23 protein-coding genes and 1 tRNA gene are annotated in these 25,628 nt (G+C 65.4%); 10 read left to right on the plus strand and 14 right to left on the minus strand.

From position 1 onward, the window contains the following. Positions 1 to 91: 91 nt before the first annotated feature. Positions 92 to 724 carry a LysE family transporter gene (locus tag HG549_RS00860; protein WP_170027755.1) on the plus strand — a complete coding sequence of 211 codons (633 nt, stop codon included), beginning with the start codon at positions 92 to 94 and terminating at the stop codon, positions 722 to 724. 83 nt (positions 725 to 807) lie between these two features. Here the strand turns inward: HG549_RS00860 and HG549_RS00865 are convergent, their stop codons facing one another. After that, positions 808 to 1,560 (minus strand): slipin family protein, encoded by a 753-nt coding sequence (locus HG549_RS00865; RefSeq protein ID WP_170027756.1) that lies wholly within the window; start codon positions 1,558 to 1,560, stop codon positions 808 to 810. A gap of 2 nt (positions 1,561 to 1,562) precedes the next feature. Next, positions 1,563 to 2,909 (minus strand): nodulation protein NfeD, encoded by a 1,347-nt coding sequence (locus HG549_RS00870; protein ID WP_170027757.1) that lies wholly within the window; start codon positions 2,907 to 2,909, stop codon positions 1,563 to 1,565. Positions 2,910 to 3,005: 96 nt separating this feature from the next. Between HG549_RS00870 and HG549_RS00875 the strand changes: the two genes are divergently transcribed. The 3 genes from HG549_RS00875 (at position 3,006) to HG549_RS00885 (ending at position 4,475) form a co-directional block, all read left to right on the plus strand. Further along, positions 3,006 to 3,464 carry an aminoacyl-tRNA deacylase gene (locus HG549_RS00875; RefSeq protein WP_170027758.1) on the plus strand — a complete coding sequence of 153 codons (459 nt, stop codon included), beginning with the start codon at positions 3,006 to 3,008 and terminating at the stop codon, positions 3,462 to 3,464. A 60-nt stretch (positions 3,465 to 3,524) separates the two neighbouring features. After that, the gene (locus HG549_RS00880; RefSeq protein ID WP_170027759.1) at positions 3,525 to 3,767 is read left to right on the plus strand and encodes a DUF2789 domain-containing protein; all 243 of its coding nucleotides are present in this window, start codon (positions 3,525 to 3,527) and stop codon (positions 3,765 to 3,767) included. Between the two features lie 69 nt (positions 3,768 to 3,836). Further along, on the plus strand, positions 3,837 to 4,475 hold the full coding sequence (locus HG549_RS00885; RefSeq protein ID WP_170027760.1) for an NADH:ubiquinone oxidoreductase subunit N: 639 nt from the start codon (positions 3,837 to 3,839) through the stop codon (positions 4,473 to 4,475). A 6-nt stretch (positions 4,476 to 4,481) separates the two neighbouring features. On the opposite strand, the gene HG549_RS00890 is transcribed toward HG549_RS00885, so the two are convergent. Together HG549_RS00890 and HG549_RS00895 are read right to left on the minus strand one after the other, a co-directional pair. Continuing rightward, on the minus strand, positions 4,482 to 4,919 hold the full coding sequence (locus tag HG549_RS00890; RefSeq protein ID WP_056806073.1) for a CBS domain-containing protein: 438 nt from the start codon (positions 4,917 to 4,919) through the stop codon (positions 4,482 to 4,484). A gap of 224 nt (positions 4,920 to 5,143) precedes the next feature. Then, positions 5,144 to 6,874, minus strand: a complete 1,731-nt coding sequence (locus tag HG549_RS00895) for a dipeptidase (protein WP_170027761.1) — start codon at positions 6,872 to 6,874, stop codon at positions 5,144 to 5,146. Positions 6,875 to 7,145: 271 nt separating this feature from the next. Here HG549_RS00895 and HG549_RS00900 point away from each other — a divergent pair, with 271 nt between their 5' ends. Next, positions 7,146 to 8,555: a PLP-dependent aminotransferase family protein gene (locus tag HG549_RS00900; protein WP_170033994.1), complete on the plus strand. Its 1,410-nt coding sequence runs from the start codon at positions 7,146 to 7,148 to the stop codon at positions 8,553 to 8,555. Here HG549_RS00900 and panB read toward each other — a convergent pair. Genes panB through HG549_RS00945 form a run of 9 tightly spaced genes read right to left on the minus strand, consistent with a single transcriptional unit; the run spans position 8,543 to position 18,392 of the window. Further along, positions 8,543 to 9,358, minus strand: coding sequence for a 3-methyl-2-oxobutanoate hydroxymethyltransferase (panB, locus tag HG549_RS00905; RefSeq protein WP_170027762.1), 816 nt, complete (start codon positions 9,356 to 9,358; stop codon positions 8,543 to 8,545). The genes HG549_RS00900 and panB overlap by 13 nt on opposite strands. A gap of 47 nt (positions 9,359 to 9,405) precedes the next feature. After that, positions 9,406 to 10,659, minus strand: coding sequence for an ATP-grasp domain-containing protein (locus HG549_RS00910; protein WP_170027763.1), 1,254 nt, complete (start codon positions 10,657 to 10,659; stop codon positions 9,406 to 9,408). Then, positions 10,640 to 11,896 carry a methylaspartate mutase gene (locus HG549_RS00915; protein WP_170027764.1) on the minus strand — a complete coding sequence of 419 codons (1,257 nt, stop codon included), beginning with the start codon at positions 11,894 to 11,896 and terminating at the stop codon, positions 10,640 to 10,642. Before HG549_RS00915 ends, HG549_RS00910 begins: the two co-directional genes overlap by 20 nt. A gap of 2 nt (positions 11,897 to 11,898) precedes the next feature. Then, on the minus strand, positions 11,899 to 13,395 hold the full coding sequence (locus tag HG549_RS00920) for a hypothetical protein (RefSeq protein ID WP_170027765.1): 1,497 nt from the start codon (positions 13,393 to 13,395) through the stop codon (positions 11,899 to 11,901). After that, on the minus strand, positions 13,392 to 14,630 hold the full coding sequence (locus HG549_RS00925; RefSeq protein WP_170027766.1) for an acetyl-CoA carboxylase biotin carboxylase subunit family protein: 1,239 nt from the start codon (positions 14,628 to 14,630) through the stop codon (positions 13,392 to 13,394). The genes HG549_RS00920 and HG549_RS00925 overlap by 4 nt, the downstream gene beginning before the upstream one ends. Before the next feature lie 33 nt (positions 14,631 to 14,663). Then, positions 14,664 to 15,122 (minus strand): cobalamin B12-binding domain-containing protein, encoded by a 459-nt coding sequence (locus HG549_RS00930; RefSeq protein WP_170027767.1) that lies wholly within the window; start codon positions 15,120 to 15,122, stop codon positions 14,664 to 14,666. Continuing rightward, positions 15,119 to 16,342 (minus strand): MFS transporter, encoded by a 1,224-nt coding sequence (locus HG549_RS00935; protein WP_170027768.1) that lies wholly within the window; start codon positions 16,340 to 16,342, stop codon positions 15,119 to 15,121. Before HG549_RS00935 ends, HG549_RS00930 begins: the two co-directional genes overlap by 4 nt. Beyond that, the gene (locus HG549_RS00940) at positions 16,335 to 17,405 is read right to left on the minus strand and encodes an LLM class flavin-dependent oxidoreductase (RefSeq protein WP_170027769.1); all 1,071 of its coding nucleotides are present in this window, start codon (positions 17,403 to 17,405) and stop codon (positions 16,335 to 16,337) included. The genes HG549_RS00935 and HG549_RS00940 overlap by 8 nt, the downstream gene beginning before the upstream one ends. Before the next feature lie 57 nt (positions 17,406 to 17,462). Next, complete coding sequence (locus HG549_RS00945; RefSeq protein WP_170027770.1) at positions 17,463 to 18,392, minus strand: asparagine synthetase A; 930 nt, start codon at positions 18,390 to 18,392, stop codon at positions 17,463 to 17,465. A 188-nt stretch (positions 18,393 to 18,580) separates the two neighbouring features. Here HG549_RS00945 and HG549_RS00950 point away from each other — a divergent pair, with 188 nt between their 5' ends. From HG549_RS00950 to HG549_RS00960, 3 genes are all read left to right on the plus strand, one after another. Further along, a complete protein-coding gene (locus HG549_RS00950) occupies positions 18,581 to 19,897 on the plus strand; it encodes an MFS transporter (RefSeq protein WP_170027771.1) in 1,317 nt (438 codons plus the stop codon). Next, a complete protein-coding gene (locus tag HG549_RS00955; RefSeq protein ID WP_170027772.1) occupies positions 19,894 to 21,282 on the plus strand; it encodes an amidase in 1,389 nt (462 codons plus the stop codon). Before HG549_RS00950 ends, HG549_RS00955 begins: the two co-directional genes overlap by 4 nt. 64 nt (positions 21,283 to 21,346) lie before the next feature. Continuing rightward, positions 21,347 to 22,666, plus strand: a complete 1,320-nt coding sequence (locus tag HG549_RS00960) for an OprD family outer membrane porin (RefSeq protein ID WP_170027773.1) — start codon at positions 21,347 to 21,349, stop codon at positions 22,664 to 22,666. Between the two features lie 171 nt (positions 22,667 to 22,837). On the opposite strand, the gene HG549_RS00965 is transcribed toward HG549_RS00960, so the two are convergent. Continuing rightward, a tRNA-Arg gene (locus tag HG549_RS00965) sits at positions 22,838 to 22,914 on the minus strand. A 218-nt stretch (positions 22,915 to 23,132) separates the two neighbouring features. Here HG549_RS00965 and HG549_RS00970 point away from each other — a divergent pair. Beyond that, on the plus strand, positions 23,133 to 23,882 hold the full coding sequence (locus tag HG549_RS00970; RefSeq protein WP_170027774.1) for a GntR family transcriptional regulator: 750 nt from the start codon (positions 23,133 to 23,135) through the stop codon (positions 23,880 to 23,882). Beyond that, complete coding sequence (locus HG549_RS00975) at positions 23,879 to 25,603, plus strand: fumarate reductase/succinate dehydrogenase flavoprotein subunit (protein WP_170027775.1); 1,725 nt, start codon at positions 23,879 to 23,881, stop codon at positions 25,601 to 25,603. Before HG549_RS00970 ends, HG549_RS00975 begins: the two co-directional genes overlap by 4 nt. Positions 25,604 to 25,628 lie beyond the last annotated feature (25 nt).

Genomic DNA, 25,628 nt, shown 5'->3' on the forward strand with positions numbered 1-25,628 from the left:
AGCCAATGCAAACCCTGCAAAATCTGCTGGTTATTTTTTCATCAACGCCTTAGCTTAACGTTTTGCGACAAATGTTCGAGCGAGGTGTGTGATGTCGATGGAAGTATGGCTGGGCTTCTTTGCCGCCTGTTGGGTGATCAGCCTTTCACCCGGCGCCGGGGCAATTGCCTCGATGTCCAGCGGCCTGCAATACGGTTTCTGGCGTGGCTACTGGAACGCCTTGGGCCTGCAGCTGGGCCTGATTGTGCAAATCGCCATCATCGCCGCCGGCGTCGGTGCCATCCTGGCCGCTTCGGCCACGGCTTTCCACATCATCAAATGGTTCGGTGTCGGCTACCTCGTGTACCTGGCCTACAAGCAGTGGCGCGCCCTGCCGATGGACATGAGCGATGAGTCCGGCGTGCGCCCGATCGGCAAGCCACTGAGCCTGGTGTTCCGCGGTTTCCTGGTCAACGTCAGCAACCCCAAGGCGCTGGTATTCATGCTGGCGGTGCTGCCACAGTTCATCAACCCGCATGCCCCCCTGCTGCCGCAGTACGTGGCCATCACCGTGACCATGGTCGCCGTCGACATGCTGGTGATGGCCGGCTACACCGGCCTGGCTGCGCGGGTACTGCGGCTGCTGCGTACGCCCAGGCAGCAGAAGCGCCTGAACCGGACCTTTGCCGGGTTGTTCATTGGTGCGGCTACCTTCCTGGCGACCCTGCGCCGCGCGCCAATCTGATCGACCCAGAGGGCTCCTACAGGCGTTTGCGATCCTTGTAGGAGCGGCCTTGCGTCGCGAAAGGGGCGCAAGGCGCCCCCCCGCTATTCCTGCTTGCCCATCAACCCCTTGAGCAACTCCACCGGCAGCGGAAAGACGATGGTCGAGCTTTTGTCCCCGGCGATCGCCCCCAGTGTCTGCATATAGCGCAGCTGCATCGCTCCCGGCTCCTTGCTCAGCATCTGCGCCGCCTGCATCAGCTTCTCCGATGCCTGCAACTCACCTTCTGCATGGATCACCTTGGCGCGCCGTTCGCGCTCGGCCTCGGCCTGGCGGGCAATGGCGCGCACCATCGACTCGTTGAGGTCGACGTGCTTGATCTCGACGTTGGCCACCTTGATGCCCCAGGCATCGGTCTGCGCGTCCAGCACCTGGCGGATGTCCGCGTTCAGCTGTTCGCGTTCGGCCAGCAGTTCATCCAGTTCGTGCTTGCCCAGCACCGCGCGCAACGTGGTCTGCGCCAGTTGGCTGGTCGCCACCAGGAAATCCTCGACCTGGATGATCGCCTTCTGCGGGTCAAGCACGCGAAAGTAGACCACGGCATTGACCTTGACCGAGACGTTGTCGCGGGTGATCACGTCCTGCGGCGGCACATCCAGCACCACCGTGCGCAGGTCGACCCGCACCATTTGCTGCACCACCGGAATCAACAGGATCAGCCCCGGCCCCTTTACCTGCCAGAAGCGCCCCAGCTGGAACACCACTGCGCGCTCGTATTCGCGCAGGATGCGGAATGCCGACAGCAACAGCATCAGCAGCACGACCAGCACCGCGCCGAAACCCAGTTGCATGAACATGGTCACTCTCCTTGCGCCGCAGGAGCGGCGGCGCTCACTTGCAGCATGACGCCATGGCGGGCTGTCACCCGCACGCTCTGGCCTGGTTGCAGCGGCGTTGCACACTGCACCTGCCATTGTTCGCCCTGGGCCAGGACCACGCCGCAGAACGGGTTGCCGGCCATTACCGCGGTGACCGTGACGAGGCTGCCGAGCAGCCCGGCATCGCCGCTGACCAACGCCCGTCGGCGGGCCTTGAGGGCCATGCCCATCACCCCGCCGATCAGCAACGCCGAGAGCAGCGCCAGGGTGCCGATCAGGGCCAGTGGAATGCCGAAGCCGGGGGCGTCGGTGTCGATCAGGATCAATGCGCCGACCACGAAAGCGACGATGCCGCCAAAGCCGACCACGCCGAAACTGGGCAGGAACGCCTCACCGATCATGAAGGCGATGCCGAGCAGGATCAGCGCCACTCCGGCAAAGCTCACCGGCAACAGTTGCAGCGCATACAAGGCCAGCAGCAGGCAGATGCCGCCGACCACGCCACCGACCGTCGAGCCAGGGTTCATGAACTCGAACAGCAGGCCGTACACGCCGACCATGATCAGGATCAGCGCCACGCTGGGGTTGGTGATTACCGCCAGTACCCGTGTACGCCAGTCCGGCAGGTGCTCGACCAGGCTGGCGCCGGCGGTCTGCAACTGGCGGGTCTGGCCCGCGACGGTGAGGGTTTGGCCATCGAGCTTGCGCAGCAGCCCGGGCAGGTCATCGGCTACGTGGTCGATCACGTTCAGCCGCAAGGCCTCGCTGGCGGACAGGCTCACTGCCTCGCGCACGGCCTTCTCCGCCCAATCGGCGTTGCGCCCGCGCAGCTGCGCCAGGCCACGTATGTAGGCCGCCGCATCATTGACCTGCTTGCGCGCGAGGGTTTCGTCATCGCTGCCTTTGGCCTTGTCCTCCCTGGCAGGGCCCGGTGGGCCGCCGATCTGCACTGGCGTGGCGGCCCCCAGGTTGGTCCCTGGTGCCATCGCAGCGATGTGGCTGGCGTAGAGAATGTAGGTGCCGGCGCTGGCGGCGCGGGCCCCGCTTGGGGCAACGAAGGTGGCGACCGGCACCGGGCTGGCGAGAATCGCCTTGATCATCTGGCGCATGGCGCTGTCCAGCCCGCCCGGCGTATCCATGCGGATCACCACCAGTTGCGCCCCCTGTAGCTGGGCCTGGCCAAGGCTACGCACCAGGTAGTCGGCGCTGGCCGGGCCGATGGCATCATCGATGCCCAGCACCCACACTGCACCGGGCGCGGCCTGGCCGCCCGGCGTGATGCCAAGCAGCAACAGCAGCAACAGCCAGCGCCAGCAGCGGGCGATCACCTGTCGTCACCTCGTGTGTTCTATTGCACAAGTTTAGCCCTCCCAGTCGGTACCCGGCCTAGAATTGGACATGGGGGGCGAAACCGGAGGTGCATCATGCGTATGGCAAAGACCCTGCAGGACCGCCTGAACAAGGCCAACTGCGACTACGACATCATTCCCCATCCCCATTCGGCCACCAGCCTGGAATCGGCCCGCACGGCCGGCGTACCCGCCGAGCGGGTCGCCAAGTCGGTGGTGCTCGATGATCGTCATGGCAACTACATCATGGCCGTGTTGCCGGCCAACCGGCACCTGGACATGAGCAAGGTGCGCATGTCCGGGGCCTGGCAACTGACCCGTGAGAGCGGCCTGCCGAGCCTGTTCGGCGACTGCGAACGCGGTGCCGTACCGGCGCTTGGCGATGCCTACCAGATAAAGATGCTGCTTGATTCGAGTCTTACCCGCCAAGGCGATGTCTACCTGGAGGCGGGTGATCACGATCATCTGATCCACATGAGCATGGAGCAATATCTGAAGCTGGTGCCGCGCGCCGAAGTGTGCGAGCTCAGTTGATGCTCTCAACCCATGCCGGGCCGGCATCGTCGACGACCGGCCCGGCGCCGAGGAGGAACCATGGACAAGCCGATTCATCCGTTGTCGGAGATTTTCAAGCAGCTGGGGCTGTCTGACGATCCGGTCGAAATCGACCGGTTCATTAGCACCCATTCGCCGCTGGATGATGATGTAAAGCTGGTTGATGCGCCTTTCTGGAGTGATTCACAGCGCGATTTCCTGAAAGAGAAATACCTCGCGGATGACGACTGGATTCCGATGATCGACCAACTCAACGAGGCGCTGCACCCAAGCAAGAAATAAAGCGCCGAGTGGTGCCTGACGAGTGATTGGCCGTTGCTATGCTCAGGAAAACAACAAGGGGATAGCGCGATGAAAGATCCCTACGCACCGGGTTTCTGGTGCTCCGTGACGATCCTGGGCACCCTGACGGCCAGTTACTTCTATGGCATCAGGCAGACGCAACAGATGAACCAGGCCGTGCATTTTCTGTATGCCGCTGCCGCGGTCACCGTAGCGGTGGCCCTGGTGGCCCTGGCCTGGATCGCCTGGCAGCAACTGCACCTGAACAAACGCGAAGTGGTGCAGGGGCGAACGTTGCTGACCATCTGGAATACCAAGGTCGCGCTGCGCCGCGTCGAAACGGTGTTCGATCGCTATTTCTGGGGCAGCTACTGGCATTCCGGGCGCACTTTCGAAGAAGTCATGGGCGAGTTGAAGGGCACCCCGCTGGAGCAGAGCCTGGATGCCCTGAAACGCCAGTGCCGGGCGCTCGACCGCGAAATTCATGACCATCATCACCACTGGCTGGCCAATGCCCGCGACCTGTCCAGTGTTGCCCAGGCGATGGCCCGTGAGCGCTACCAGCTGGACCTGGGCGAGCCCACCCGCAGCGGCCACGGCAACACCGCCGTGCTCAATCGTGACCTGGAGGTGCTGGTGTATACCTGGTCGGCGCGCCTGCGCAGCTTCGACCATCAGCTGGACGAGCTGGAGCGCGCCTACCATTGAGGCGGATCATTCGCCGCGGATGTACTGTTCCAGTTGCAGGATCAGGTGGGCCTGTTCGGCAATGGTTTCCTTGACCAGGTCGCCGATCGACAGCAGGCCGAGCAACTCGCCATTGCTGACCACCGGCAGGTGGCGCAGGTGGCGGTTGGTCATCAGGTTCATGCAGTACTCGAGGTTCTGCTTCGGCTCCACGGTCACCACCGGCGCGCTCATGATCTCGCGCACCGGCGTGGCGGCGGAGGAGCGGCCCTTGAGCACCAGTTTGCGCGCATAGTCCCGTTCGCTGACGATGCCCACCACTTGGTTGCCCTCGACCACGGGCAGCGCACCGACGTTTTTCTCCGCCAGCAGTTTCAGGGCGTCGAGTACCGAGTCATCCGGGCCGATGGTGTAAACGGTGTGGTGCTGGGACTTGGTCTTGAGGATTTGTTCGACGGTCTTCATACGAGCCTCTGCGGGTGGAAAAGCCATGTCTCGGAGTAAATAAAGCATCCGGCACAGCGCTCTGCACGGCAATGCAGGAAACGGCATCGAGTCGATTGAAAAACGTCATGAGTGGTCGCCCGTGCTGGCCTCTTCGCGGGCATGCCCGCTCCCACTGGTATCGCACCGACTTCGCGCAATTCCTGTGGGAGCGGGCGTGCCCGCGAAGAGGCCGGTACAGTCAATCAGAGTTTCGGCATCTGCCCGATCCGCGCCACCATCTCGCTCACCACCTGCAGGTCCAGCATGAATTGTTCCACGGTCTTGAACTCGTTGTCGTTGTGCCCGGTGTACTTCACATCGGGCATGGCCAGGCCAAACTGCACGCCGTTAGGCAGGTCATGTACCGAGGTCGCACCTGCCGAAGTACCAAACTCATGCTTCATGCCCAGGTTCTCGGTAGCCACGTCAAGCAGCGCCTTGACCCATTCGCCCTCGGGGTTGCGGTACATCGGCTCGTCCAGGCTGTAGTCGAAGGCCACCGAGGTGTGGCTTTGGCGGGTCCACTTGCCCAGTTTGTCGGCCAGTTCGTCCTTGATCGTGGCGATTGGCTTGCCTTTGGGAATGCGCAGGTTCACGGCCAGTTTCAGGCCTTTGTCATCAACCCCGACAAAGGTCAGCGATGCCGTCAGCGGGCCCATGAACGAGTCCTTGAAGGCCACGCCAAGCTTGTTGCCCAGGTAGTCCAGGCCCCAGTTGTCGGCGGCGTAGCGGGCGGCATCGGTGAAGTGGTTGTGCTTGATCGGCACCTGCTGGCCGAGGCCATTGATGAAATCAAGCATGCGCGCCACCGGGTTGACCCCGGATTCCGGTTCCGAAGAGTGGGCGGAAACGCCGGTTACCGTCAGCAGCACGTTGTTGCCTTGAGGCTTGGCGTCGATGCTGAAATCGCCGCCATGCTGCTTCACGTACTTGGCGCCGGCTTGCTGCAGGCGCTTGGCAAGCGCCGCCGGGTTATCGGAGACCAGTGTCGCCACGGACGTGGTCGGGATCTGGTTGGTGGCCAGGCCGCCGGTCAGGTTGACGATCTCCGCGCCCTTGCCAGTGGCCGGGCGCTTGCTGAAGCTGGCCATGATCGTGCCGTAGCCTTTCTCGGCGATGACCACCGGGTAGCCGCCATCGAGCGCCAGGTTGTAGTCGGGCGTGGGGTTGTGCTCGAAGTAGTACGGGATGGCATCGCCACTGGTTTCTTCGGTGGTATCGATCAGCAGCTTGAACTGCCGGGCCAGCGGCAGGTTCTCGTCCTTGGCCACTTTCAGTGCGTACATCGCCACGACAATGCCGTTCTTGTCGTCTTCGGTGCCGCGCCCATACATGCGGTCGCCGACCAGGGTCACCTTGAACGGGTCCAGGCGCGTGCCATCGGCCAGTTTCCAGTTGTCCGGGTTGACCGGCACCACGTCGGCGTGGGCGTGGATGCCGACCACTTCCTTGCCGCTGCCCAGCGAAATCTCGTACACCCGGTTGTCGATGTTGCGGAACGCCAGGCCGAAGCTTTCGGCAAGGGCCTTGATCTTGTCCGCGATCTTGAGGAACTCGGGGTTTTCGTGCTGCGGCGTGCCTTCGACGTTGAAGGTCGGGATAGCCACCAGTTCACGCAGGGTTTCGCTGGCGGCCTTGCCGTACTTGATGCGGGTGTACAGGCCGAGCAGGCGGTTGATTTCGTTCTGCTGCTCGGCTGCCAGTGGCTTGCCGGCCAGGTAGGCATCGAGCGTTGCCTCGAGGTTGTCGGCCTTGGCCAGGTCGCTGCCTTTGAGCTTGCCGATGAATTGCTTGAAGTCGCTTGGGTCGCTGCCGTCGAAGGCCTTGACGATGGCTGCCGACTGCTGCTGGGTGAGGTTGGCCTGGGCCGGTTGGGTGAAAAGACCGATGCTGGCCAGCAGCAAGGTGGTGGCGGTAAGTTTTTTCAGGTGCATGGTTGTGCGCATTCCTTCGCCAATCATTGTGTGGGTTACCCGTCCGGAAACGGGAAGACGCCCACGCTAACACCAATGACCCTTGGCACGGGAGTGCCAGAAACGCGACATGTCGCACAAACGAAAAAGCCCCTGGCACGTTGCCGGGCCCTGTTCAGTGCTTCTGTCCCGTTCCGAACAGGGTTTACACCACACCGCCCGGGGCTTAGGGCAGCGCGCGGGATTCGCGTGTACCCTGTGCCTGCGCTTTTTCAGAAGTGACCCCGTGAGAATGGAAGCAGACAACAACATCAAGTCCCCCTACACCTACCAGGCCGTATACCGGTACCTGCTCGACTGGATCGAAGCTTCACCGTCGGATGTTGAACAGCGCCTGCCGTCGTTGCGCCAGCTGGCCCAGCGCCTGAACGTGTCGGTGTCCTCTACCAAGTACGCCTATTCGCTGCTCGAAGACGAGGGCCGGGTATACGCGAGGCCCAGGCACGGTTACTTCACCCGGGCCAGCAAGGCACCGCTGCATGGCGAATGTTCACCCAGCCTGCTCGACACGGTGTTCTCCAGCGCCCGCCAACCCGGCATGCTGGCGCTGAGCAGCGACGCGCCGGCCATGCTGCTGTCGCTGGAAAAACCGCTGCTGATGATCGAGCGTGAACTGGCGCGCCAGTACCCACGCTCCCATGCGCCGCTGTACCAGCCGTTCGGCGAGCCGGAGCTGCGCGGTGTGCTGGCCGACCGCTACACGCGCTCGCCACAGCGCTACTGGCATGCCGAGCATGTGTTCATCGGCTCGGACCTGCGCAGCATCCTCGAGCTGTCGCTGCGTGCCCTGAGCCTGGAAGGCCAGGTAGCGCTGGTCGAGTCGCCTTGTTCCTGGGCGGTGCTGCGCCAGTTGCTGGCCGCGCGCATGACCATCGTCGAGGTGCCGTTGCGCGCCGACGGCCGTTTCGACCTGGAGCAGTTCCGCCAGTTGCTGCATGCCCAGCCCGTGCGCCTGGCGGTGCTGTCCTCGGCCACCAACGTGCCCCAGGGCGGGCTGATGCCGGCCACGGACAAGCAGCAGATCTGTCGCTGGCTGGCCGAGCGGGAGGTGTGGCTGTTCGAGAACGATGGCTATGGCGAGTTCTGCTTCGAGGCATCGCCGGCCCGCTATCGCGACTTCGCCGACCCCAACCGTTTGCTGGTGTTTTCCACCCTCGACAAGGTCATCGGCTCCGAGGCGCCCTATGGCTACCTGCTGTGCCGGCGCCACATCGAGCAGTTGCAGCAACTGTTTCTGGAGCGTGCCTTCCGCCTTTCGCCAATACGCCAGAAGGCCATCGCCAAGCTGTACGCTTCACGCCGGGTCGACCAGCACGTGCAGTTGCTGCGCGCCATGCTGCGCGAGCGCATGCAGCACATGCAGGGCCTGCTGGAGCTCCACGGCCAGGGTTACCTGCGCTGGGGCGAGCCCCAAGGCGGGGCGAGCCTGTGGCTGGAGGCGACCCGGCCGGTAGAAATGCGGCGGGTCTTCCAGCGCCTGTTGAGCCAGCGCATCGTCATCGCGCCCGGGGAAATCTTCAGTCAGCAGGGCCTGTGGCGTAGCCACCTGAGGCTGTGTTACACGCTGGACTGGAGCAAGGACATTCCCCAGGCGCTGCAGCGCCTGGTCAAGGCGATCCAGGACGAGGCTCAGACCCCATAGCAGTGGTCAAGCGTCGGGAAGGTACCGTCACGCACCTCGTCGCCGAAGCGTGCGCAGGCCTCGCGAATCACCCCGGCGACATCGGCGTACTGCTTGACGAACCGTGGCACGTGCTCGCCCCCCAGGCCCAGCAGGTCCTCGGTGACCAGCACCTGGCCATCGCAAGCCGGGGAGGCGCCGATACCGATGGTCGGCTTGTCGCTGGCCTCGGTGATGACCCTGGCCACCGGCTCGGCGACGCCTTCGAGCAGCAGGGCGAAGGCGCCGGCGTGCAGGTTGGCGCGGGCGTCGGCCAACAGTGCCGCGCCGCCTTCCGGGCTCAGGCCCTGGGCCTTGTAGCCGCCCATGACGTTGACGAACTGCGGCATCAGGCCAATGTGCGCCATCACCGGTACGCCGCGCTCAACCAGAAATGCCACGGTGCTGGCCAGTACCTGGTTGACTTCCAGTTTCACTGCGGCGCAGCCGGTGCGGGCCAGCACCTCGGCACAGTTGCGAAATGCCTGCTCGGGGCTTTCCTGGTAGCTGCCGAACGGCATGTCGGCGATCACGCAGGCCAGGCGTGTGCTGTCGACTACCGCGCGGGTATGGGCGATGGTCTCGTCCAGGCGCATGCCCAGGGTGGAACTGCGGCCGTAGCCGACCATCGCGGTGGAGTCACCGACCAGGATGAAGTCGACCAGAGGGTCGATTACCTGGGCAATCGCGCTGGAGTATGCCGTCAATGAGACGATCTTCTGGCGGCCCTTCATGGCCACCAGTTGCGGGACAGTCATGCGTCCGTTACGGATTTGCGTGCTCATCAGTGTCTCCTTAGTGGTGAAACGGCCCCGGTAGGTGGGGCTCCCGGTTACAGCCAGTCTTGCTCCCACGTCCGCCAGGCAAGTTGGTCCTGGCGGATGCGGTCAGGTTGCGGATGGACCATGAACACGGCCCCCGGCGAACTGTTGAGGTCGACGGTCGGCGCCAGGGCGCGGCCGTCGCTGAAACGCCAGCGGGCGCTGTGGTACGAAGCCAGCTGGTCGAGGTGCGAGGTTACCCGGCCCAGGTCGAAGCGACCCTGGCCACGGGCGATCAGGTTGAGGGTGCAGGCCGCCTGCAACTGGCGATAGCGCCGTGGGCGCTGCAGCAAGCGGGCTGGGGTCAGGCAGGCCTCGACGGTCAGGCTGACCTGGTCGGCGCCGGTGGCAGCCTGCAGGGCGGGCGGGTTGGCCAGGCCGGACAGGCGTGCGCCGGTTTCCAGCAGGCGTGGCCCGGCGGCGGTGAGGATGACCTCGGTGTGCGCCGGGCCCTCGGCGATGGCCAGGGCGTCGAGCACTCCCTCGACATAGCCGACCAAGGTCTCCAGGCACGGGTCGTCGGGAGCCAGCAGGTATTCGCTGTCGTAGATCTTGCGGCCATCCTCGCTCAGGGTCTTGGTGCAGCGCCAGGCATCGCTGAGCCAGTGCTGGCCCTGGTGGCTGACGGTATTGATCACGTATTCGTCGCCTTCGAGGTACTCCTGCACCAACACTTCATGGTTGTCGCGCATCATTAGGTTGGTGCCACCGAGGATGGCATTGGCGGCATCGCGGACCTGGCTGGCGTCGCGGCAGATGAACACCTGGTCGGAGCCGGCGCTGTCCAGCGGCTTGACCACCACCGGCCGTGCGCCCTGGGCCTGGAACCAGGCGCAGGCCTGTTCGGCGCTGCCGGTGCGCAACTGTGCTGCCACCGGCAAGCCAGCAGCGGCGACTTGCTCGGCCATCAGCGCCTTGTCGCGGCGCGCTACCGACAGCGCCGGATCGTTGCCCGGCAGGCCAAGGGCGGCGGCCAGGCGGTCGGCCAGCTCAACGCCGAACTCGCTGCCAGTCAGCACGGCCTCGGGGTGCTGGGCTGCCAGTACCTGGCACAGCGGCTCGAAGCCGACCTCGTGCACTTGGTAGTGCTGGGTGAACAGGGCCTGCGGGCAGCTGGCGGCGAAGGCCGCCGGCATGTCGCGTCGTGAGCTTACATGCAGCAGCGGGCGGTGCTCGGCCAGCGCGCGAGCGAGAAAGGCGCCGGTGGAATAGGCGTCTACCAGCACCAGCGGGCGCTGGCCGGGTTCAATGCAAGGGTTGGTCATAACGGTTCACCATGTAGTGCAGCATCTGGAACAGTTGGTCGGCGCGCACGCCGTGTTCGGCGTTGCCTGCCGCGTGGCTACGCGCCAGCGGCAGGCCGCCGAGGCTGGCCCAGCGCAGCGCACCGTGGTCATCGATCAGGGTGGTGGCGCGGCCGGGGTTGTCCGAATGCAGGCAGTAGGGGATATCCAGCAAGCCCCGGGCGAAGGCTTGCAGCAGCGCAGTGCCCAGGTCGGCGTGCAGCTCGAGCACGGCGTCGACCAGTTGCCGGGTTTCCAGCAGGATCTCTTCGTAATAGCCCTGGCTGGCTGGGTCGAGCGCCGCCGGCGCCTGCGCCGCGCTGCTGCTGGCCATGTCCAGCGCCTGGAGATTGTCGCGCACCGAAGGGATCTGCCGGGCCTCGGCCACGGTCTTGACGATCAGCCGTTCGCAACCGGTGGCCTGGGCCAGGCGGGCGCTGTCGACGATCAACCGGCGGGCGCCATGCTCGGTGCAGGGGAACACGCCCATGTAGGTGTACACCACCACGTGCCAGTGGATATCGCTCAGGTAGTGCGCCGCCAGCTCGCGCAAGGCGCGCAGCGCGCCCTGGTCCTGGACCATGCTGGTGCCCTGGGCGTAGCTCAGCGATACGCTGCGGATGCCGTACTGGCGGAAGAACATGGCTTCGAGCAGGCCCACCGCCAGCAGCATCGAGGGTGGACATAACTGACCCAGCAGGCAGCCGCCGAAGCTCTCGATGTGGCCATGTGCAGTGCCCTCGGCCAGCGCCCGGCAGCTTTGCCCCCAGGCATCCACCGCGTGCAGCAGCGGCAAGCGGCTGTAGGGCATGCAGTAGGACACTGGGCCGCCTTCGGTGGCGTCCAGGCCGACTGCGGCCATGCGCTTGAAGATGTTCTGTGGCTGGGCCGTGCCATGGCGTACCTGGATCGGGAAGTCCGCGCCGTAGAGGCCGTCGAGCATGCCGCGCAGGGCTTCCAGCGGATGGCTGACGATGGGGAAGCCGTTGAGCGGGCTGCCGTCATTGAGGCAGCGCAGGGCGCTCTGGTAATCGCCGACACGGGTGTAACTGTCGAGCGTGATGGTACCCAGCGCGCCCGGCTGGCGGGCCACCGCCTCCAGGCCCGCACGCATGCTCGGGATGTCGGCGAAGCCCATGCGCGGTTGCACCACGAGCTGCCCGCGCTCGCGGGCACGTTCGATGAACCGCTGGAAGTGGCTGGTATCGGTGCTGGCCATGGTCAGCGCCCCGACACCAGTTCGACTACCTGTACGCCGGTGGCCGGGTCGTGGCGCACGATACGGCCCTTGTGCGGGTCGCCAGCGCGCACTCGGGCAATGAGTGAGGCGTCGCTGTCGAAGTCGATGGGCGCGTGCCGGTAAAGGCTGCGCAATGCCGCCAGCGGCAGGCCGCTGACCTCGCCGAGCCAGTGGCCGAGCACTTCGTCCTCGGCTTGGCCGCCGAGCAGCGCGTGCAGGTCTTGCAGGCGCCCGACCAGTTGCGGGTGACGCAGGCTCAGGTACAGCGCCAGGTCGCGGCCCTGGCTGACGAAGGGCGAGAACTGCATGCAGATCAGCTGCTCTTCGTCGAGGTCGAAGGCCGAGCGGGCGAAGCTGTCGGCCAGCGCGCGCCGGTTGGCCTTGCCGGCGGCGTCGGCGTAGGGCGCCAGGGCCAGCTCGATGAGGCGGTCTGGCATTTCTTTCTTGCGCATCAGCGCCTGGGCCAGCTCCAGGTATTCGGCCAGTCCTTGGTCATAACTGCGCCCCTGCACCTGTTCGGCCTTGAGCCCGCGCAGGTGCGCCATCAGCATCGGGTTGGCGCAGTCCGACTCGGTGAAGCTGAACGCCAGCTCCTCGAAGCGGAAGCCGAGAAATTCGGTAATCAGCTCCCAGTGGTCGTCGACGCGGTAGCTCACCAGGTCGTAGATGCTGATGAAGGCAGGCTCGCCGCTGGCGTTACCGGTGCTGACCCGACGCTCGTCGAGGGCAGCGTCGAAGCCGTCGCCGAGCAGTTCGATGAAGTAGGCCTGGGCAATACCGTCCAGCGCCTGCAGCAGCCCGCGGAAGCCCTGGCGGCGGCAATCCTCGACGTCCAGCCCCAGGCGTTCGGCCAGGCGCATGATCCAGGTGAAGTAGTGCTTCTGTTCCTTGCGCGAGTCGCCGGTGACCACTGCGTCGACGCCACCCTGCCACCAGGCGGCGCGGCCGAAGAAGTCGGCAACTGCAAGGTTGCAGCTGTTGCAGAAGGTTGGGCGGCCGTCACCGGCGGTACGGTGGCCGTTCATCAGCACGTCGAAGCGGTTCATCGCCTTCACCTCGCTGGGGAAGGGCAGGTGGCGTTCGAACGGGCGGATCTGCCGGTGGTCGACCACCAGCATCTCGACCCGCGGGTCGCCGTACAACGCCAGGGCGTGGTAGGCCCGGTCGATGTTGGCCATTACCGCATCGGCCACCCCGGCATGGCGCATGTTGGCAATGCGCAGGTGGAAGGTGCAGCCATGGCTGATGGCCAGGTGCAGTTGGGTCGCGCGCAGCAGTGACACGGTGTAGGAGCTGTCCTTGCCGCCGCCGTAGGCGACCATCAGGCGGTAGTCGGCCAGGCCCGCCAGCCCGCCGGCGGCTTCAATCAGGCGTTCGCCGAACACGCGCACGGCGTGCTGGTCGTTGTCACTCAGGTAAGGGGTGAGCCGGGCCAGCAGCACGGCGTCGTCGTGTTCGGTACGGGCGGCGTGGTTCATGCCGGTTGCGCCTCCAGGCGGTAGTGTTCAATGACGTGGCGGATGTCTCGCTCGATGCCAGCCTGGTCGCTGCCGGTGAAGATGAAACGCCCACCCTGCAATGCGTCATAGCCGCCGCCGGCCTCCAGCACCTCGCCGGGCTGGGGCAGCAGTTCGCGCCACAGCGAGGCGACCTGGGTGCGCTGCGACGGCGCCTCAAGCACCCTGCACGGCAGTTGCTGCGGCTTGGGGATGATCAGCCAGCCGCCGCTGGGATCACCGTCCTGGTCGGGCAGGGCGGCGGGCTCGCCGAGCAAGTTCTTCAGCCAGTGCTCGTAGAGGTTGACGCCGAATACCCGGTTGATCAGGTGCGGCACCTCGCTGCCGCCGACCCGCGCGCCCACCTCCAGAAACACCAGGCTGCCGTCCTCGCACACGAACAGTTCCAGGTGGAAGGCGGTATCGCGCAGCCCCAGCGCCTGCAGGCACTGGCGGCTGAAGTTGGCGATGCGTGTCCGCAACGGCGAGGCCTGCAGCAACACCGAGCCCAACGGCTGGCGCCGGGCGAAGTCCAGGCAACTATTGAGGTAGCGCGACACGGCCTGGAACGGCACCTGGCCGGTGCCGTCGGTGTAGCCGTCGACGTGGTACACCTGGCCCTCGACGAAGGCCTCCACTTCGTGGCGCGCCAGGTCGACGCCGTCGAGCGCGGCCAGCAGCTGGCGTTCGTCGTCGACCCGCACCACGCCGATGCTGGCGGCGCCGTCCACCGGCTTGACGATCAGCGGGTAGCCGGTTTCCGCGGCGAAGGCCAGGGTGTGGGCCAGGCTCTGGCAGCGGGTGAAGGCCGGTACGGCCAGGCCCTGCTCCTGCAGCACCTGTTTCATCCGCGCCTTGTCGCGGTAAACGGCCACTTCGTCCGGCCCATGGCCTGGGATGTTCAGCGCCTGGCGCACCTGGGCGGCGATCTCGAGGGTGAATTCGGACAAGGCAATCAGCAGGTCCACCGGGCCGACCCGTTCACTCACCTCGGTCACCGCGGCCAGCAACTGCGAGTACTGGTTCACGTCCTCGACCTGCACCAGATGGGCGATCTGCTCGCGCGGCGCCAGTACGCCGAGCGCGCCGGGGCCGTCGACCACATAACTGATGCGATGGGCCTGGTGGTCGAAGAAGGCTTCGTAGCGGGTCAGTTCGTTGTCCCAGCGCTGGCCGTCGTGGAAGCGCGGCCAGCGGTTGACGATCACGATATGCATGGGTTCGTTCCTTGTTCGGGCAACAGACGGGGCTCAGGTCCAGTGCGCCACGTCGCCGGTGCCGAGCACCAGCGAATAACGGGCCTGGGCCAGGCGTTCGAGGTGGTGTTGGAAGGCGTCGAGGGCGTCGGCCTCGGTGAACACCGCGTTGTATCCCGCGCCCAGCAGTTCTTCGCGTACCGCGCGGGTTTGTTCCTCGGAGGTGGTCAGCTTGCCGCCGATCACCACATGCAGGTGCGGGTACTGCTGGCGCAGCGCGCGGATCAGTGCCAGGCCTTGGGAGTAACCGTGGCCGTTGACGCTGCTGATCACCAGCAAACGCGCGTGGCGGTGCTGCTCGACGGCGTCGAGCACGGCCTGCACCGGTGTGCAGCTGCCCAGGTTCTTCACCTCCAGGCCGCGTTCGCTCAGCCACATTTGCAAGTACACCAGGTTCCACATGTGCGAGTCGGATTCGACCGTGGCCAGCAGGCACAGGGGTTGGCTGTTCATCGGGATGCCTCCATGGCGGGGTTTTCAGTGCCTAGTGCGGCATTCAGGCGCCGCGTGGTCAGGTGAAACAGCAGTGCGCCCGGCACGCACAGCAGCAGGCTCAGCGCGAGGATCAGGCCCTGAATGCCGTAGCGCTGGCCGATGCTGGCGCTGAGCAGGCCGCCCAGCGGGTAGGACGCCAGGTTGAGCAGGTAGAACGGGCCCATCACCTTGCCCAGGTGCTCGCGTGGGATCACCTTGATTCGCTGGGTGCGGTTGAACACGTTGAACAGGGTGCAGCCAGCCATGGCCAGGACGAAGCTGGCACCGTAGGCGAGCACGCCGTTGGCCAGCCCCATGGCCAGGATGCCGCCGCACAGCACGGCGAAACCCAGCGCGCCCAGCTGGTGGATCGACAGCCGCGTCAGCAGCCACGGCACCAGCAGGAAGTTCAGCAGGCCCAGGGCGCCGGCGGCGCTGTTGATCAGGCCGAAGGCACCGTCGGCGGCCTGGAATACGCCGCTTACGATGAACGCATTGGCGCTGAGCACGCAGGCGAAGGCCAGGTTGATGCTGAAGTTCAGCAGCGCCAGGCTGACGATCGGCGGGTTGCCCAGCAGCAGCTGCCAGCCTTGGCGCAGGGCGCCTAGCACCGGTTGCCGAGCACTGTTGGCGTGGGCGTCGGGCAGGCCATGCCAGCACAGTGCTGCCAGCAGCAGTGCGGCGGCGGCCAGGCCCAGTAGCGCCAGCTTGCCGCTGTACAGCACCAGCGCGGCGGCGCAGGCGGGGCCCAGCACCTGCGCCAGCAGCTCCATGTTCTGCACCAGCGACTGGGTGTGCGCCAGGCGCTCGGCCGGCGCCACCTGCGGCACGGTGCGCTCGACGGCCATGCGCACCGGCGCCATCAGCAGCGACAGCAGCACGCCGTTGGCCGCCAGCGCCCAGACCGTCAGGGCCGGTGCCAGGCTGCAGCACAGCACGGTCAGCGCCAGGCTGGCGGCGCGCAGCACGTTGGCCCACTGCAACAGGGTGCGCCCGCCAACACGGTCGGCCAGCACCCCGGCAAACGGGTAGGCGAGCAGCGCCGGCAGCCACTCCAGGGCGAACACCAGCCCCGAATAGCGCAGGCTACCGGTGGCCTGGTAGACCATCAACGGCACGGCGAACAGCACCGTCTGTTCAGCCATCAGGCCCAGCAGCAGCCCGGCACCGAAGCGGCGCAGCGGCGCATGCTCAACCATGCTGGCGGTCCAGGTCGGCTTCCAGTTCGCGCAGGCGCGGCAGCACATGCTGGCAGAAGCGGCGCATCTCGTCGCGGGTTGGCCAGCCGGAGAAGATGAACTCGCTCACCCCGACCTTCTTGTACTCCAGCAGGTAGGCGGCCACTTCCTCGTAGCTGCCCACCACGCACAGCGCCGGGCCGCCTCGGTAGGCCACGGCGCCCGACCAGAGCATCGGCGACAACCAGTCGTGGCGGGCGCCCTCGGCCAGACGGAACGAGGTTTTGACCGCCTCGGAGTCGCAGCGGGCGACAAACTGGCGTACCCATTCGCGGTGCTGCTGGTCGGGGTTTTCCATCATCGCCTCGACTTCGGCCAGGGCCTCTTCGCGAGTTTCCCGCGCCAGCACGTGCATGCGTATGCCTACCGAGCGGCCGGCTGCAAGTACCTCGCGCGCGGCCTCGGCGATGCCTTCGGGGGTGTCGCCGTAGCGCAGCCAGCAGTCACTGTGCGATACCGCCACCTGCTGGGCGATGCCCGAGGCGCCGCTCAGATACAGGCGTGGCCGCTCGTGGTCCTTGAACGGGAGGCCGAGCTGGGCCTTGTCCAACTGGTAGAAGTCGCCGTGGTGAGTGAGCGGGGTTTCCCCGGCCCAGAAGCGCTTGAGGATATCGATGAACTCGCAGGTGCGCGCGTAGCGGCCATCGTGGGCGACGTAGTCACCGTAGTACGCCTGCTCGTCCGGCGAGATGCCGGCCACCAGGTTCAGCGCGATGCGCTTGTCGGACATCCACGACAGGGTGTTGACCACCTGGGTGAACAGGGTCGGGTGCAGCAGTCCGGGGCGGTAGGCGAGGATGAACTTTACGTTGCGGGTTTCGCGCACCAGCGCGCCGATCATCGGCAGCGGGTCGGGCATGTGGTAGCTGATACCCATCAGCAGCGAGTCGATGCCCAGTTCGTCGGCTTCCTGGGCGAAATCGATGATACCGGCGAAGTCCAGGCGTCCGGTGTCGTACTTGTCGGTGGCTTTCTGCTGGCCGCTGTCGAGCGGCGAGCACCAGTGAATGCGCAAGGGGTTCATGCGGATATCTCCGGAAAGGGCCTGCCGTCAGGGCAGGCCGAGCGAGGGCGGTGGGGCTCAGAACAGGAAGTCGCTACCGACGCTGCGGTCGAACAGGGCGACATCGCGGATATGGCGCTTGCCGCAGATGAAGCGCAGCAGTCGCTCGATGCCCAGCCCGCCGCCGGCGCTGGGGTGCAGCAGGCCCTGGCGGGCGACTTCGAGGAAGTTGCCGAACGGGGTCAGGTCCATGTCCAGCTCGTTCATGCGATAGAGGATCTGGCCATGCTCGTACTCGCGTTCGGCGCCCGACAGGGCCTCGCCATAACCCTCGGGCCAGATCAGGTCATAGTTGTTGTAGTGGCCGCGCTGGCCAGGCGTCTCGCGGTCGTAGAACTCGCGGCGGTGGTTGGTGATGAAGAACGGCGTATGGGCCTTTTCCGACATCAGGCGCTCGAAGTCGTCGCCCAGTTCGGCCTGCAGTTCGTTGGTGCTGTACACCGGGAAGGCGGTTTCGTAGCGCGGTAGCTCACGGCCCAGCTGGGCCAGCTGCGCAGCGCAGTGCTCACGCACCTCGTCCAGGGTGTGCTTGACCATCTGCTCGATCAGCTGCATGGCTTGCTGCATGGTGCCGCCGCGGATTTCGAAGTCGAACTGGGAAAACTCCAGCAGGTGGCGCTGGGAGTCCTTGATCTCCGGCTTTTCCAGGCGGATGTTCGGCGCGACGATGAAGATGCGCTCGTGGCCGCGGGCGGTCAGGGCCAGCTGCTTGTGGAAGATCATGCTGGCGGTGAGTTTCAGGCGGCGCTGCTGGTACTGGATCTCGGCCGGGTACACCGCGTGGTTCAGTGGGTCGGTGATCGGCGACATCAGGATGGGCAGCAGCTGGCGGAAGTCACGGTCGAGCAAGAAGGTCTGCAAGGCGTGCAGCACACGGCCACGGATAATGGCCACAGCTTCGACGTCTGGGTGGTCAAATGCGGCGATCTGGCTTTGAACATCTTCCATGATGGGGTCATCTTGTGAGTAAAGGTGGCCCGATTATTGGCTTTCGCGATCAAAACTCAATGTACAGATTCAGGCGAAAAAGCGACCCAGATGCGCTTTTTGATTGTCCCGCCTGCCTGCCACGGTGACCATTCGCCCGACCGGTGCTGCCGGCGTCTCCGTTACCCGACTAAAGGACAGCCATGCCAATGACGGCCCACCCTCGACCCGTTCCCACGCGCTTCGGCCGCGCCGACTACAAGACCTTGGGCCTTGCCGCGCTGGGCGGTGCGTTGGAAATCTACGACTTCATCATCTTCGTGTTCTTTGCGCTGATCCTCAGCGAGCTGTTCTTCCCGCCGCAGATGCCCGAATGGCTGCGCCTGCTGCAGAGCTTCGGCATTTTTGTCACCGGTTACCTGGCGCGACCGCTGGGCGGCATTCTGCTGGCGCACTTCGCCGACCGCCTGGGGCGCAAGCGCGTGTTCAGCCTGAGCATCCTGATGATGGCCTTGCCGTGCCTGGTGATCGGCCTGATGCCGACCTACGCGCAGATCGGATACTGGGCGCCATTGTTGCTGCTGGCCCTGCGCATCCTGCAGGGCGCCGCAGTGGGCGGCGAAGTGCCCAGCGCCTGGGCGTTCGTCGCCGAGCACGCGCCGGCCGGGCACCGCGGCTTCGCCCTGGGCATGCTGCAGGCCGGGCTGACCTTCGGCTACCTGCTGGGCGCGGTTACCGCGGCGGTGCTGGCGCGGGTCTACACCCCACAAGAGATGCTCGATCACGGCTGGCGGCTACCATTCATTCTCGGCGGCGTGTTCGGCCTGGTCGGTGTCTGGTTGCGCCGCTGGCTCAGCGAAACGCCGGTGTTCATCGCCCTGCAGGCGCGCCGTGCAGCCGACCCAGAGCTGCCGCTGCGCACCGTGCTGCGCGAACACCGGGCAGCCATCGCCCCGGCGCTGCTGTTGACCTGCCTGCTGACCTCGGCGGTGGTGGTGCTGGTGGTGATAACCCCGACGGTGATGCAGAAGCGTTTCGGTCTGCCGGCGGACCAGACCTTCGCCCTGAGCAGCGTGGGCATTGTCTTCCTCAATATCGGCTGCGTGCTCGCCGGGCGCATGGCCGACCGCCTCGGCCCCTGGCGCGCCTTGGCGATTCACAGCGCACTGCTGCCGGCCGGCGTGGCGGCGTTGTACGCCAGCCTGATTTTCGAACTGCCGCTGATCGCCGCGGCCTACGCGCTGGCCGGCCTGTGCTGCGGCGTGGTCGGGGTGGTGCCGTCGCTCATGGTCGAGCTGTTCCCGGCGGCGATTCGCGTGTCGGGAATTTCCGTCACCTACAACATCGCCTACGCCTTGTGGGCCAGCGTTACGCCGTTGTTGCTGATTGCCCTGATGCCTTGGAACCCGTGGGTGGCGGTGGGCTTCAGCGTGCTCATGGGTGCAGTGGGGCTGTGTTGCGTGCGCCTGTTCGGCCAGCGTGTGCCGGCCGCAGAAAATGCGGGTGTGCCGGCAGGTGTCAAATGAGCGGCAGGCCTTTACAGTGGCTGTCGGCGGGCGAACTGACGGCGCTTTATGCTCGCCGCGAGCTGTCACCATTGGAGTATCACCAGTATCTGATCGACCATGTGCAGCGCCGCGAGCCAGCCCTGAACGCGCTGTGCCAGTTCGCCCCGGAGCGAGTGCTGGAGCAGGCCGCCGCGTCCACTCAACGTTGGGCCAAAGGCGCGCCGCTCGGGCCGCTGGATGGCGTGCCGGTGACCTTGAAGTCGCTGATCGCTACCCGTGGCCAGATGCTCGACCAGGGCTGCGCAGGCCTGGAGCCGCGCTTGGCTGTAGCCGACGCGCCACCGGCGGCACGCTTGCGCGAGGCGGGCGCGGTATTGCTGGGCAAGACCAGCGTGCCAGACTTCGGCATGCTGTCCTCGGGCTTGTCGAGCCTGCACGGTATCACCCGTAACCCGTGGGACACGGCGCTCAACCCCGGCGGTTCCAGCGCCGGGGCGGCTGCGGCTGCGGCGGCAGGCTACGGCCCCCTTCACGTAGGCACCGACATCGGTGGTTCGGTGCGCTTGCCGGCCGGTTGGTGCGCGCTGGTGGGCTTCAAGCCGAGCCTCGGGCGCATTTCTATCGACCCGTACTACACCGGCCGCTGCGCCGGGCCGATGACCCGCACGGTGGACGACTGCGCGGCGATGATGGCGGTGCTGGCGCGTCCGGATGTACGCGACGCCACCAGCCTGCCGCCAGCCGAGCTTGACTGGGGCCTGGCCCCGGTGAGTGTGCGTGGATTGCGGGTGGGGCTGCTACTTGAGCCCGGTTGCGGCCTGCAGCCCGACGCGCAGACCTGCGCCGCGGTGCGCGCCGCCGCCGGGTTGTTCGAGGCGCAGGGTGCCAGGCTGGTGGAAGTGGCGCCCTTGATGGAGCGTCGCCTGCTTGACGGCCTCGACCGCTTCTGGCGTGCGCGCCAGTGGAGCGAACTCAGCCAGCTGGCGCCCGAGCGCCTGGCCCAGGTGCTTCCGTACATCCGCCAGTGGGCCGAGCCGGCCCGCCACATGACGGCGGTAGAAGCGGTGGAAGGCTTCAACCAGACCTTCGAGATGCGCCGGCGCGCCGCACGGTTGTTCGAGCAATGCGACCTGCTGCTGTCACCAACCAACCAGGTACAGGCCTATCCCGCCGAACTGGCCTCGCCCGGCAACGACCCGCAACGGCCATTCGAACACATTGTGTTCACCGTGCCATGGAACATGGGCGAGCAACCGGCGCTGTCGATCAACTGCGGCTTCAGCGACCAAGGCATGCCCATCGGCCTGCAGATGGTCGCCCCGCGTTTTGCCGACACCTGGCTGCTGCGCCTGGCCAAGGCCTTCGAGACCTGGCGCGGGCCGATCCGCCACTGGCCCGAGTGACTTCCACGCCGTGCCAGGCAGGCGCGGCCGCGACCTTTGTTCACGGACAGGAACACACTTGCACATGCAACGACGCACGCTTCTGTGCTGCGCCCTGATCACGCCCTGCGTGGCTGCGGGCCAGCCCGGTTTCATCGACGGTAGCCGTCTGGACCTCAACCTGCGGCACTACTATTCAAACCAGCACACCCAGGGCGACACCTACCTGGCGATCCGCAAGGACGGCCGCCTGACCCCCACGCGCGTGCGCGAGACCTGGGTGCAGGCGGCGATGCTCGACTATGCATCGGGCTACACCCAGGGCGCGCTCGGCATCGGCTTGGATGCCTCGTTGTACAGCGCGGTCAACCTGCAACGCGGCCACGGCCGGGTGGCCAATGGTGGCGACCGGGTGCTGGTGGACAGCGATGGCGACGCTATCCCAACCTGGAGCCGCCTGGCGGTCGGTGCGCTGCGCCTGCGCCTGGCCGGCAGTACTTTGCGGGTCGGCCGGCAACGCCTGGACAACCCGATTTTGCGCTACAAGGACAACCGGGCGTTGCCGTCGAGCTTCCAGGGCGTGGCGTTGAGCGATCAGAGCATCGCGGGCCTGCAGTTGGATGCCGGGCGCTTCGACCGGGCGATCCCGCGCACCGGCACCGGCAGCGAACGGCTGACCACCACCTTCGGCGATCGGGCGGTCAAGGCCGATTCGATCAGCTATGCGGGTGCCCGCTACAGCGGTGCGCTGTCCGCCAGTTTGTACGGCTCGCAGCTGGCAGATACCTGGCAGCAGCTGTACCTGGGGCTGGGTGGCACGCTGGGTGATCGGGCCGAGCTGGCTGTGCGCCCGGCCTTTCATTACTACCGCACCCGCGACAGCGGCCAGCAACAACTGGGCTACATCGACAACCAGGCCTGGAGCCTGGCCACCACGCTGACGCACCAGGCCCACGGGCTGACGCTGGCCTGGCAGCAGATCGAGGGCAACGAGTACTTCGACTATGTGTGGGAGTCGACCGGCAACTACATGGCCAACTCGCTGTATTCGGACTACAACGGCCCGAACGAACGCTCCTGGCAGTTGCGCTATGACTTCGACGCCAGCGCCTACGGCGTGCCGGGCCTGAGCCTGGGGGTGTGGCACGCCAAGGGCTGGGCCATCGATGGCAGTCACTACCAGGGCGATCGCAATGGCCGCCACGCCGGGTACAACGTGCGCGGCCTACGCGGCGCGCGGCATGAGGAGAACGGCCTGGTGCTCGGCTATGTGCTACAGGGCGGCCCCTGGCGCGACACCAACGTGCGCACCATCGTCTACAACCATCGCGCCCATGGCGGGCAAATCGATGGCAGCTACGACGAAGTGCGCTTGGTGGTCAACATGCCGTTGCGATTGTTCTGAAACGCCTTAACCCAGCATCGGTGGATGTCGCTTGCGAGCGTAGGTGCCCAGGCGTGGGCGTCGGCTTTGATTTCGGAGGTTTTGCGTAGGGCTGGATAGCCTTTACGGCGAATTGGATCAGGACGGGTTTGTGTCAGAACCGCTAACCCTTCTGACACAAGGGAAGGAAGATGGCGCACTCGGCGGGATTCGAACCCACGACCCCTGCCTTCGGAGGGCAGTACTCTATCCAGCTGAGCTACGAGTGCAACGCGCACGCATGATACCTATCTGTGCCGATGGCGTCCATCGCCTTGATCTGTAGCTGTTTTTCCTTTCTTGAGCTGAAGGTGCCAAACAGGGCCGGCACAAGCCACTGCAAATCTTTCTAACCATATGCGATATCAGTATTTGCCTGCTGAGTCTTATACCCTCTAGGCTCTGGTCACAACTTGTTATAACAAGTCACTGACCAGCGAAGAGACCCATGGCCGAACTGCTTCCCCTATCCCCGGTACCGCTCTATACCCAGCTAAAGGAACTGCTGCGCGAGCGCATCCTTGACGGCACCTATCCGTCGCACAGCCGCATGCCTTCCGAAAGCGAGCTGGGCAAGGCATTCAATGTCAGCCGGATTACCGTGCGCCAGGCGCTCGGCGACCTGCAGAAAGAAGGGCTGATCTTCAAGATCCACGGTAAAGGTACCTTCGTCGCCAAGCCCAAGGCGTTCCAGAACGTCAGCACACTGCAGGGTCTGGGCGAGTCGTTGACGCAGATGGGTTACGAAGTGATCAACCGCCTGCGCAGCTTCCGTCATGTGCCCGCCAGTGCCCTGGTGGCGGCGCGCCTGCAGGTCGAGGAGGGCAGCCTGGTCACCGAGATCCACCGCGTGCGGCTGATCAACCGCGAGCCGGTGTCCCTGGAACTGACCTGGTTGCCCAAGGCCATTGGCGAAAGGCTGGAAAAGGCCGATCTGGTCACCCGTGACATCTTCCTGCTGTTGGAAAACGACTGCGGCATCGCGCTCGGCCACGCCGACCTGGCGATCGATGCGGTGCTGGCCGACAGCGACCTGACCCAGGCGCTGGAGGTGGAAGAGGGTTCGCCAATCATGCGTATCGAGCGTCTGACCCACGCCGCCGATGGCACACCCCTGGACTTCGAACACCTGTATTACCGTGGTGATGCCTTCCAGTACCGCCTGCGTATCGACCGTCAGAAGGGGAGCAAGGCATGAGTATCCAGACCCAGGACTACGACATCATCGTCATCGGCGGTGGCACTGCCGGGCCGATGGCGGCGATCAAGGCCAAGGAGCACGACAAGCACTTGCGCGTGCTGCTGCTGGACAAAGCCAACGTCAAGCGCAGCGGTGCCATCAGCATGGGTATGGATGGCCTGAACAACGCCATCATTCCTGGCCACGCCACTCCCGAGCAATACACCAAGGAAATTACCGTGGCCAATGACGGCATCGTCAACCAGGCCACGGTCCATGCCTACGCGACCCACAGTTTCCAGACCATCGAGCAGCTCGACCGCTGGGGCGTGAAGTTCGAGAAGGACGAAACCGGTGACTACGCGGTGAAAAAGGTTCACCACATGGGCGCCTACGTGCTGCCGATGCCCGAGGGGCACGATATCAAGAAGGTGCTGTACCGCCAGCTCAAGCGCGCCCGGGTGGAGATCAGCAACCGCATGGTCTGCACCCGTGTGTTGCTCGATGGGGAAGGGGCGGCGGCGGGTGTCCTCGGCTTTGACTGCCGCAGCGGCGAGTTCCGCGTGCTGCGGGCCAAGGCGGTGATTCTCGCCTGCGGCGCCGCCGGGCGCCTGGGGTTGCCGTCGTCCGGCTACCTGATGGGGACCTACGAGAACCCGACCAACGCGGGTGACGGCTACGCCATGGCCTACCATGCTGGCGCCGAGCTGGCCAACCTCGAGTGCTTCCAGATCAACCCATTGATCAAGGACTACAACGGCCCGGCCTGTGCTTACGTCACCGGCCCGCTGGGGGGCTATACCGCCAACAGCAAGGGCGAGCGCTTCATCGAGTGCGATTACTGGAGCGGGCAGATGATGTGGGAGTTCCACCAGGAACTCGAAGGTGGCAACGGCCCGGTGTTCCTCAAGCTCGACCACCTGGCCGAGGAGACCATCCAGACCATCGAAGAGATCCTGCACAGCAACGAGCGCCCCAGCCGTGGGCAGTTCCATGCCGGGCGTGGCACTGACTACCGCCAGCACATGGTTGAAATGCACATCTCCGAGATCGGCTTCTGTTCCGGGCATTCGGCGTCGGGAGTGTGGGTCAACGAAAAAGCCGAGACCAGCGTCAAGGGCCTGTATGCCGCCGGTGACATGGCCGCAGTGCCGCATAACTACATGCTCGGTGCTTTCACCTATGGCTGGTTTGCCGGTGTGAATGCCGCGCGATACGTGGCCGGGCGGGAGCTGGCCGAGGTCGATGCCGGGCAGGTCGAGCGCGAACGCGCGCGGGTGTTCGCCCCGCTGCAGCGTGAGCATGGTCTGCCGCCGATGCAGGTGGAGTACAAGCTGCGACGCATGGTCAACGATTACCTGCAGCCGCCAAAGGTGACCAGGAAAATGGAAATCGGCCTGGCGCGCTTTGCCGAAATCGAGCGTGACCTTGAGCAGATGAAGGCCAGCAACCCGCATGAGCTGATGCGCGCCATGGAAGTCTCGGTAATCCGCGACTGTGCCGAGATGGCGGCGCGCGCTTCGTTGTTCCGCGAGGAAAGCCGCTGGGGCCTGTACCACCACCGGGTGGACTTTCCCGAGCGCAACGATGCCGAGTGGTTCTGCCATTGCCACCTGAAAAAAGGCGAAAACGGTGAAATGACCAGTTTCAAGAAAGCAGTCGAGCCGTACCTGATCGCATTGGATACCGAAGAGCAGACTGCCTATGACCGCTTGAGGGTCAGAACCGATGCCGCCTAAGCGACACCTCACCTTGCGGGAGCGG

Source organism: Pseudomonas sp. SK (assembly GCF_012975065.1).
Taxonomy (GTDB): Bacteria; Pseudomonadota; Gammaproteobacteria; order Pseudomonadales; family Pseudomonadaceae; genus Aquipseudomonas; species Aquipseudomonas anuradhapurensis.

Coding starts and splice junctions, on each gene's coding strand:
- HG549_RS00860 (WP_170027755.1), top strand. CDS start 92: ATGTCGATGGAAGTATGGCTGGGCTTCTTTGCCGCCTGTTGGGTGATC.
- HG549_RS00865 (WP_170027756.1), bottom strand. CDS start 1,560: ATGTTCATGCAACTGGGTTTCGGCGCGGTGCTGGTCGTGCTGCTGATG.
- HG549_RS00875 (WP_170027758.1), top strand. CDS start 3,006: ATGCGTATGGCAAAGACCCTGCAGGACCGCCTGAACAAGGCCAACTGC.
- HG549_RS00880 (WP_170027759.1), top strand. CDS start 3,525: ATGGACAAGCCGATTCATCCGTTGTCGGAGATTTTCAAGCAGCTGGGG.
- HG549_RS00885 (WP_170027760.1), top strand. CDS start 3,837: ATGAAAGATCCCTACGCACCGGGTTTCTGGTGCTCCGTGACGATCCTG.
- HG549_RS00890 (WP_056806073.1), bottom strand. CDS start 4,919: ATGAAGACCGTCGAACAAATCCTCAAGACCAAGTCCCAGCACCACACC.
- HG549_RS00895 (WP_170027761.1), bottom strand. CDS start 6,874: ATGCACCTGAAAAAACTTACCGCCACCACCTTGCTGCTGGCCAGCATC.
- HG549_RS00900 (WP_170033994.1), top strand. CDS start 7,146: ATGGAAGCAGACAACAACATCAAGTCCCCCTACACCTACCAGGCCGTA.
- panB (WP_170027762.1), bottom strand. CDS start 9,358: ATGAGCACGCAAATCCGTAACGGACGCATGACTGTCCCGCAACTGGTG.
- HG549_RS00910 (WP_170027763.1), bottom strand. CDS start 10,659: ATGACCAACCCTTGCATTGAACCCGGCCAGCGCCCGCTGGTGCTGGTA.
- HG549_RS00915 (WP_170027764.1), bottom strand. CDS start 11,896: ATGGCCAGCACCGATACCAGCCACTTCCAGCGGTTCATCGAACGTGCC.
- HG549_RS00920 (WP_170027765.1), bottom strand. CDS start 13,395: ATGAACCACGCCGCCCGTACCGAACACGACGACGCCGTGCTGCTGGCC.
- HG549_RS00925 (WP_170027766.1), bottom strand. CDS start 14,630: ATGCATATCGTGATCGTCAACCGCTGGCCGCGCTTCCACGACGGCCAG.
- HG549_RS00930 (WP_170027767.1), bottom strand. CDS start 15,122: ATGAACAGCCAACCCCTGTGCCTGCTGGCCACGGTCGAATCCGACTCG.
- HG549_RS00935 (WP_170027768.1), bottom strand. CDS start 16,342: ATGGTTGAGCATGCGCCGCTGCGCCGCTTCGGTGCCGGGCTGCTGCTG.
- HG549_RS00940 (WP_170027769.1), bottom strand. CDS start 17,405: ATGAACCCCTTGCGCATTCACTGGTGCTCGCCGCTCGACAGCGGCCAG.
- HG549_RS00945 (WP_170027770.1), bottom strand. CDS start 18,392: ATGGAAGATGTTCAAAGCCAGATCGCCGCATTTGACCACCCAGACGTC.
- HG549_RS00950 (WP_170027771.1), top strand. CDS start 18,581: ATGACGGCCCACCCTCGACCCGTTCCCACGCGCTTCGGCCGCGCCGAC.
- HG549_RS00955 (WP_170027772.1), top strand. CDS start 19,894: ATGAGCGGCAGGCCTTTACAGTGGCTGTCGGCGGGCGAACTGACGGCG.
- HG549_RS00960 (WP_170027773.1), top strand. CDS start 21,347: ATGCAACGACGCACGCTTCTGTGCTGCGCCCTGATCACGCCCTGCGTG.
- HG549_RS00970 (WP_170027774.1), top strand. CDS start 23,133: ATGGCCGAACTGCTTCCCCTATCCCCGGTACCGCTCTATACCCAGCTA.
- HG549_RS00975 (WP_170027775.1), top strand. CDS start 23,879: ATGAGTATCCAGACCCAGGACTACGACATCATCGTCATCGGCGGTGGC.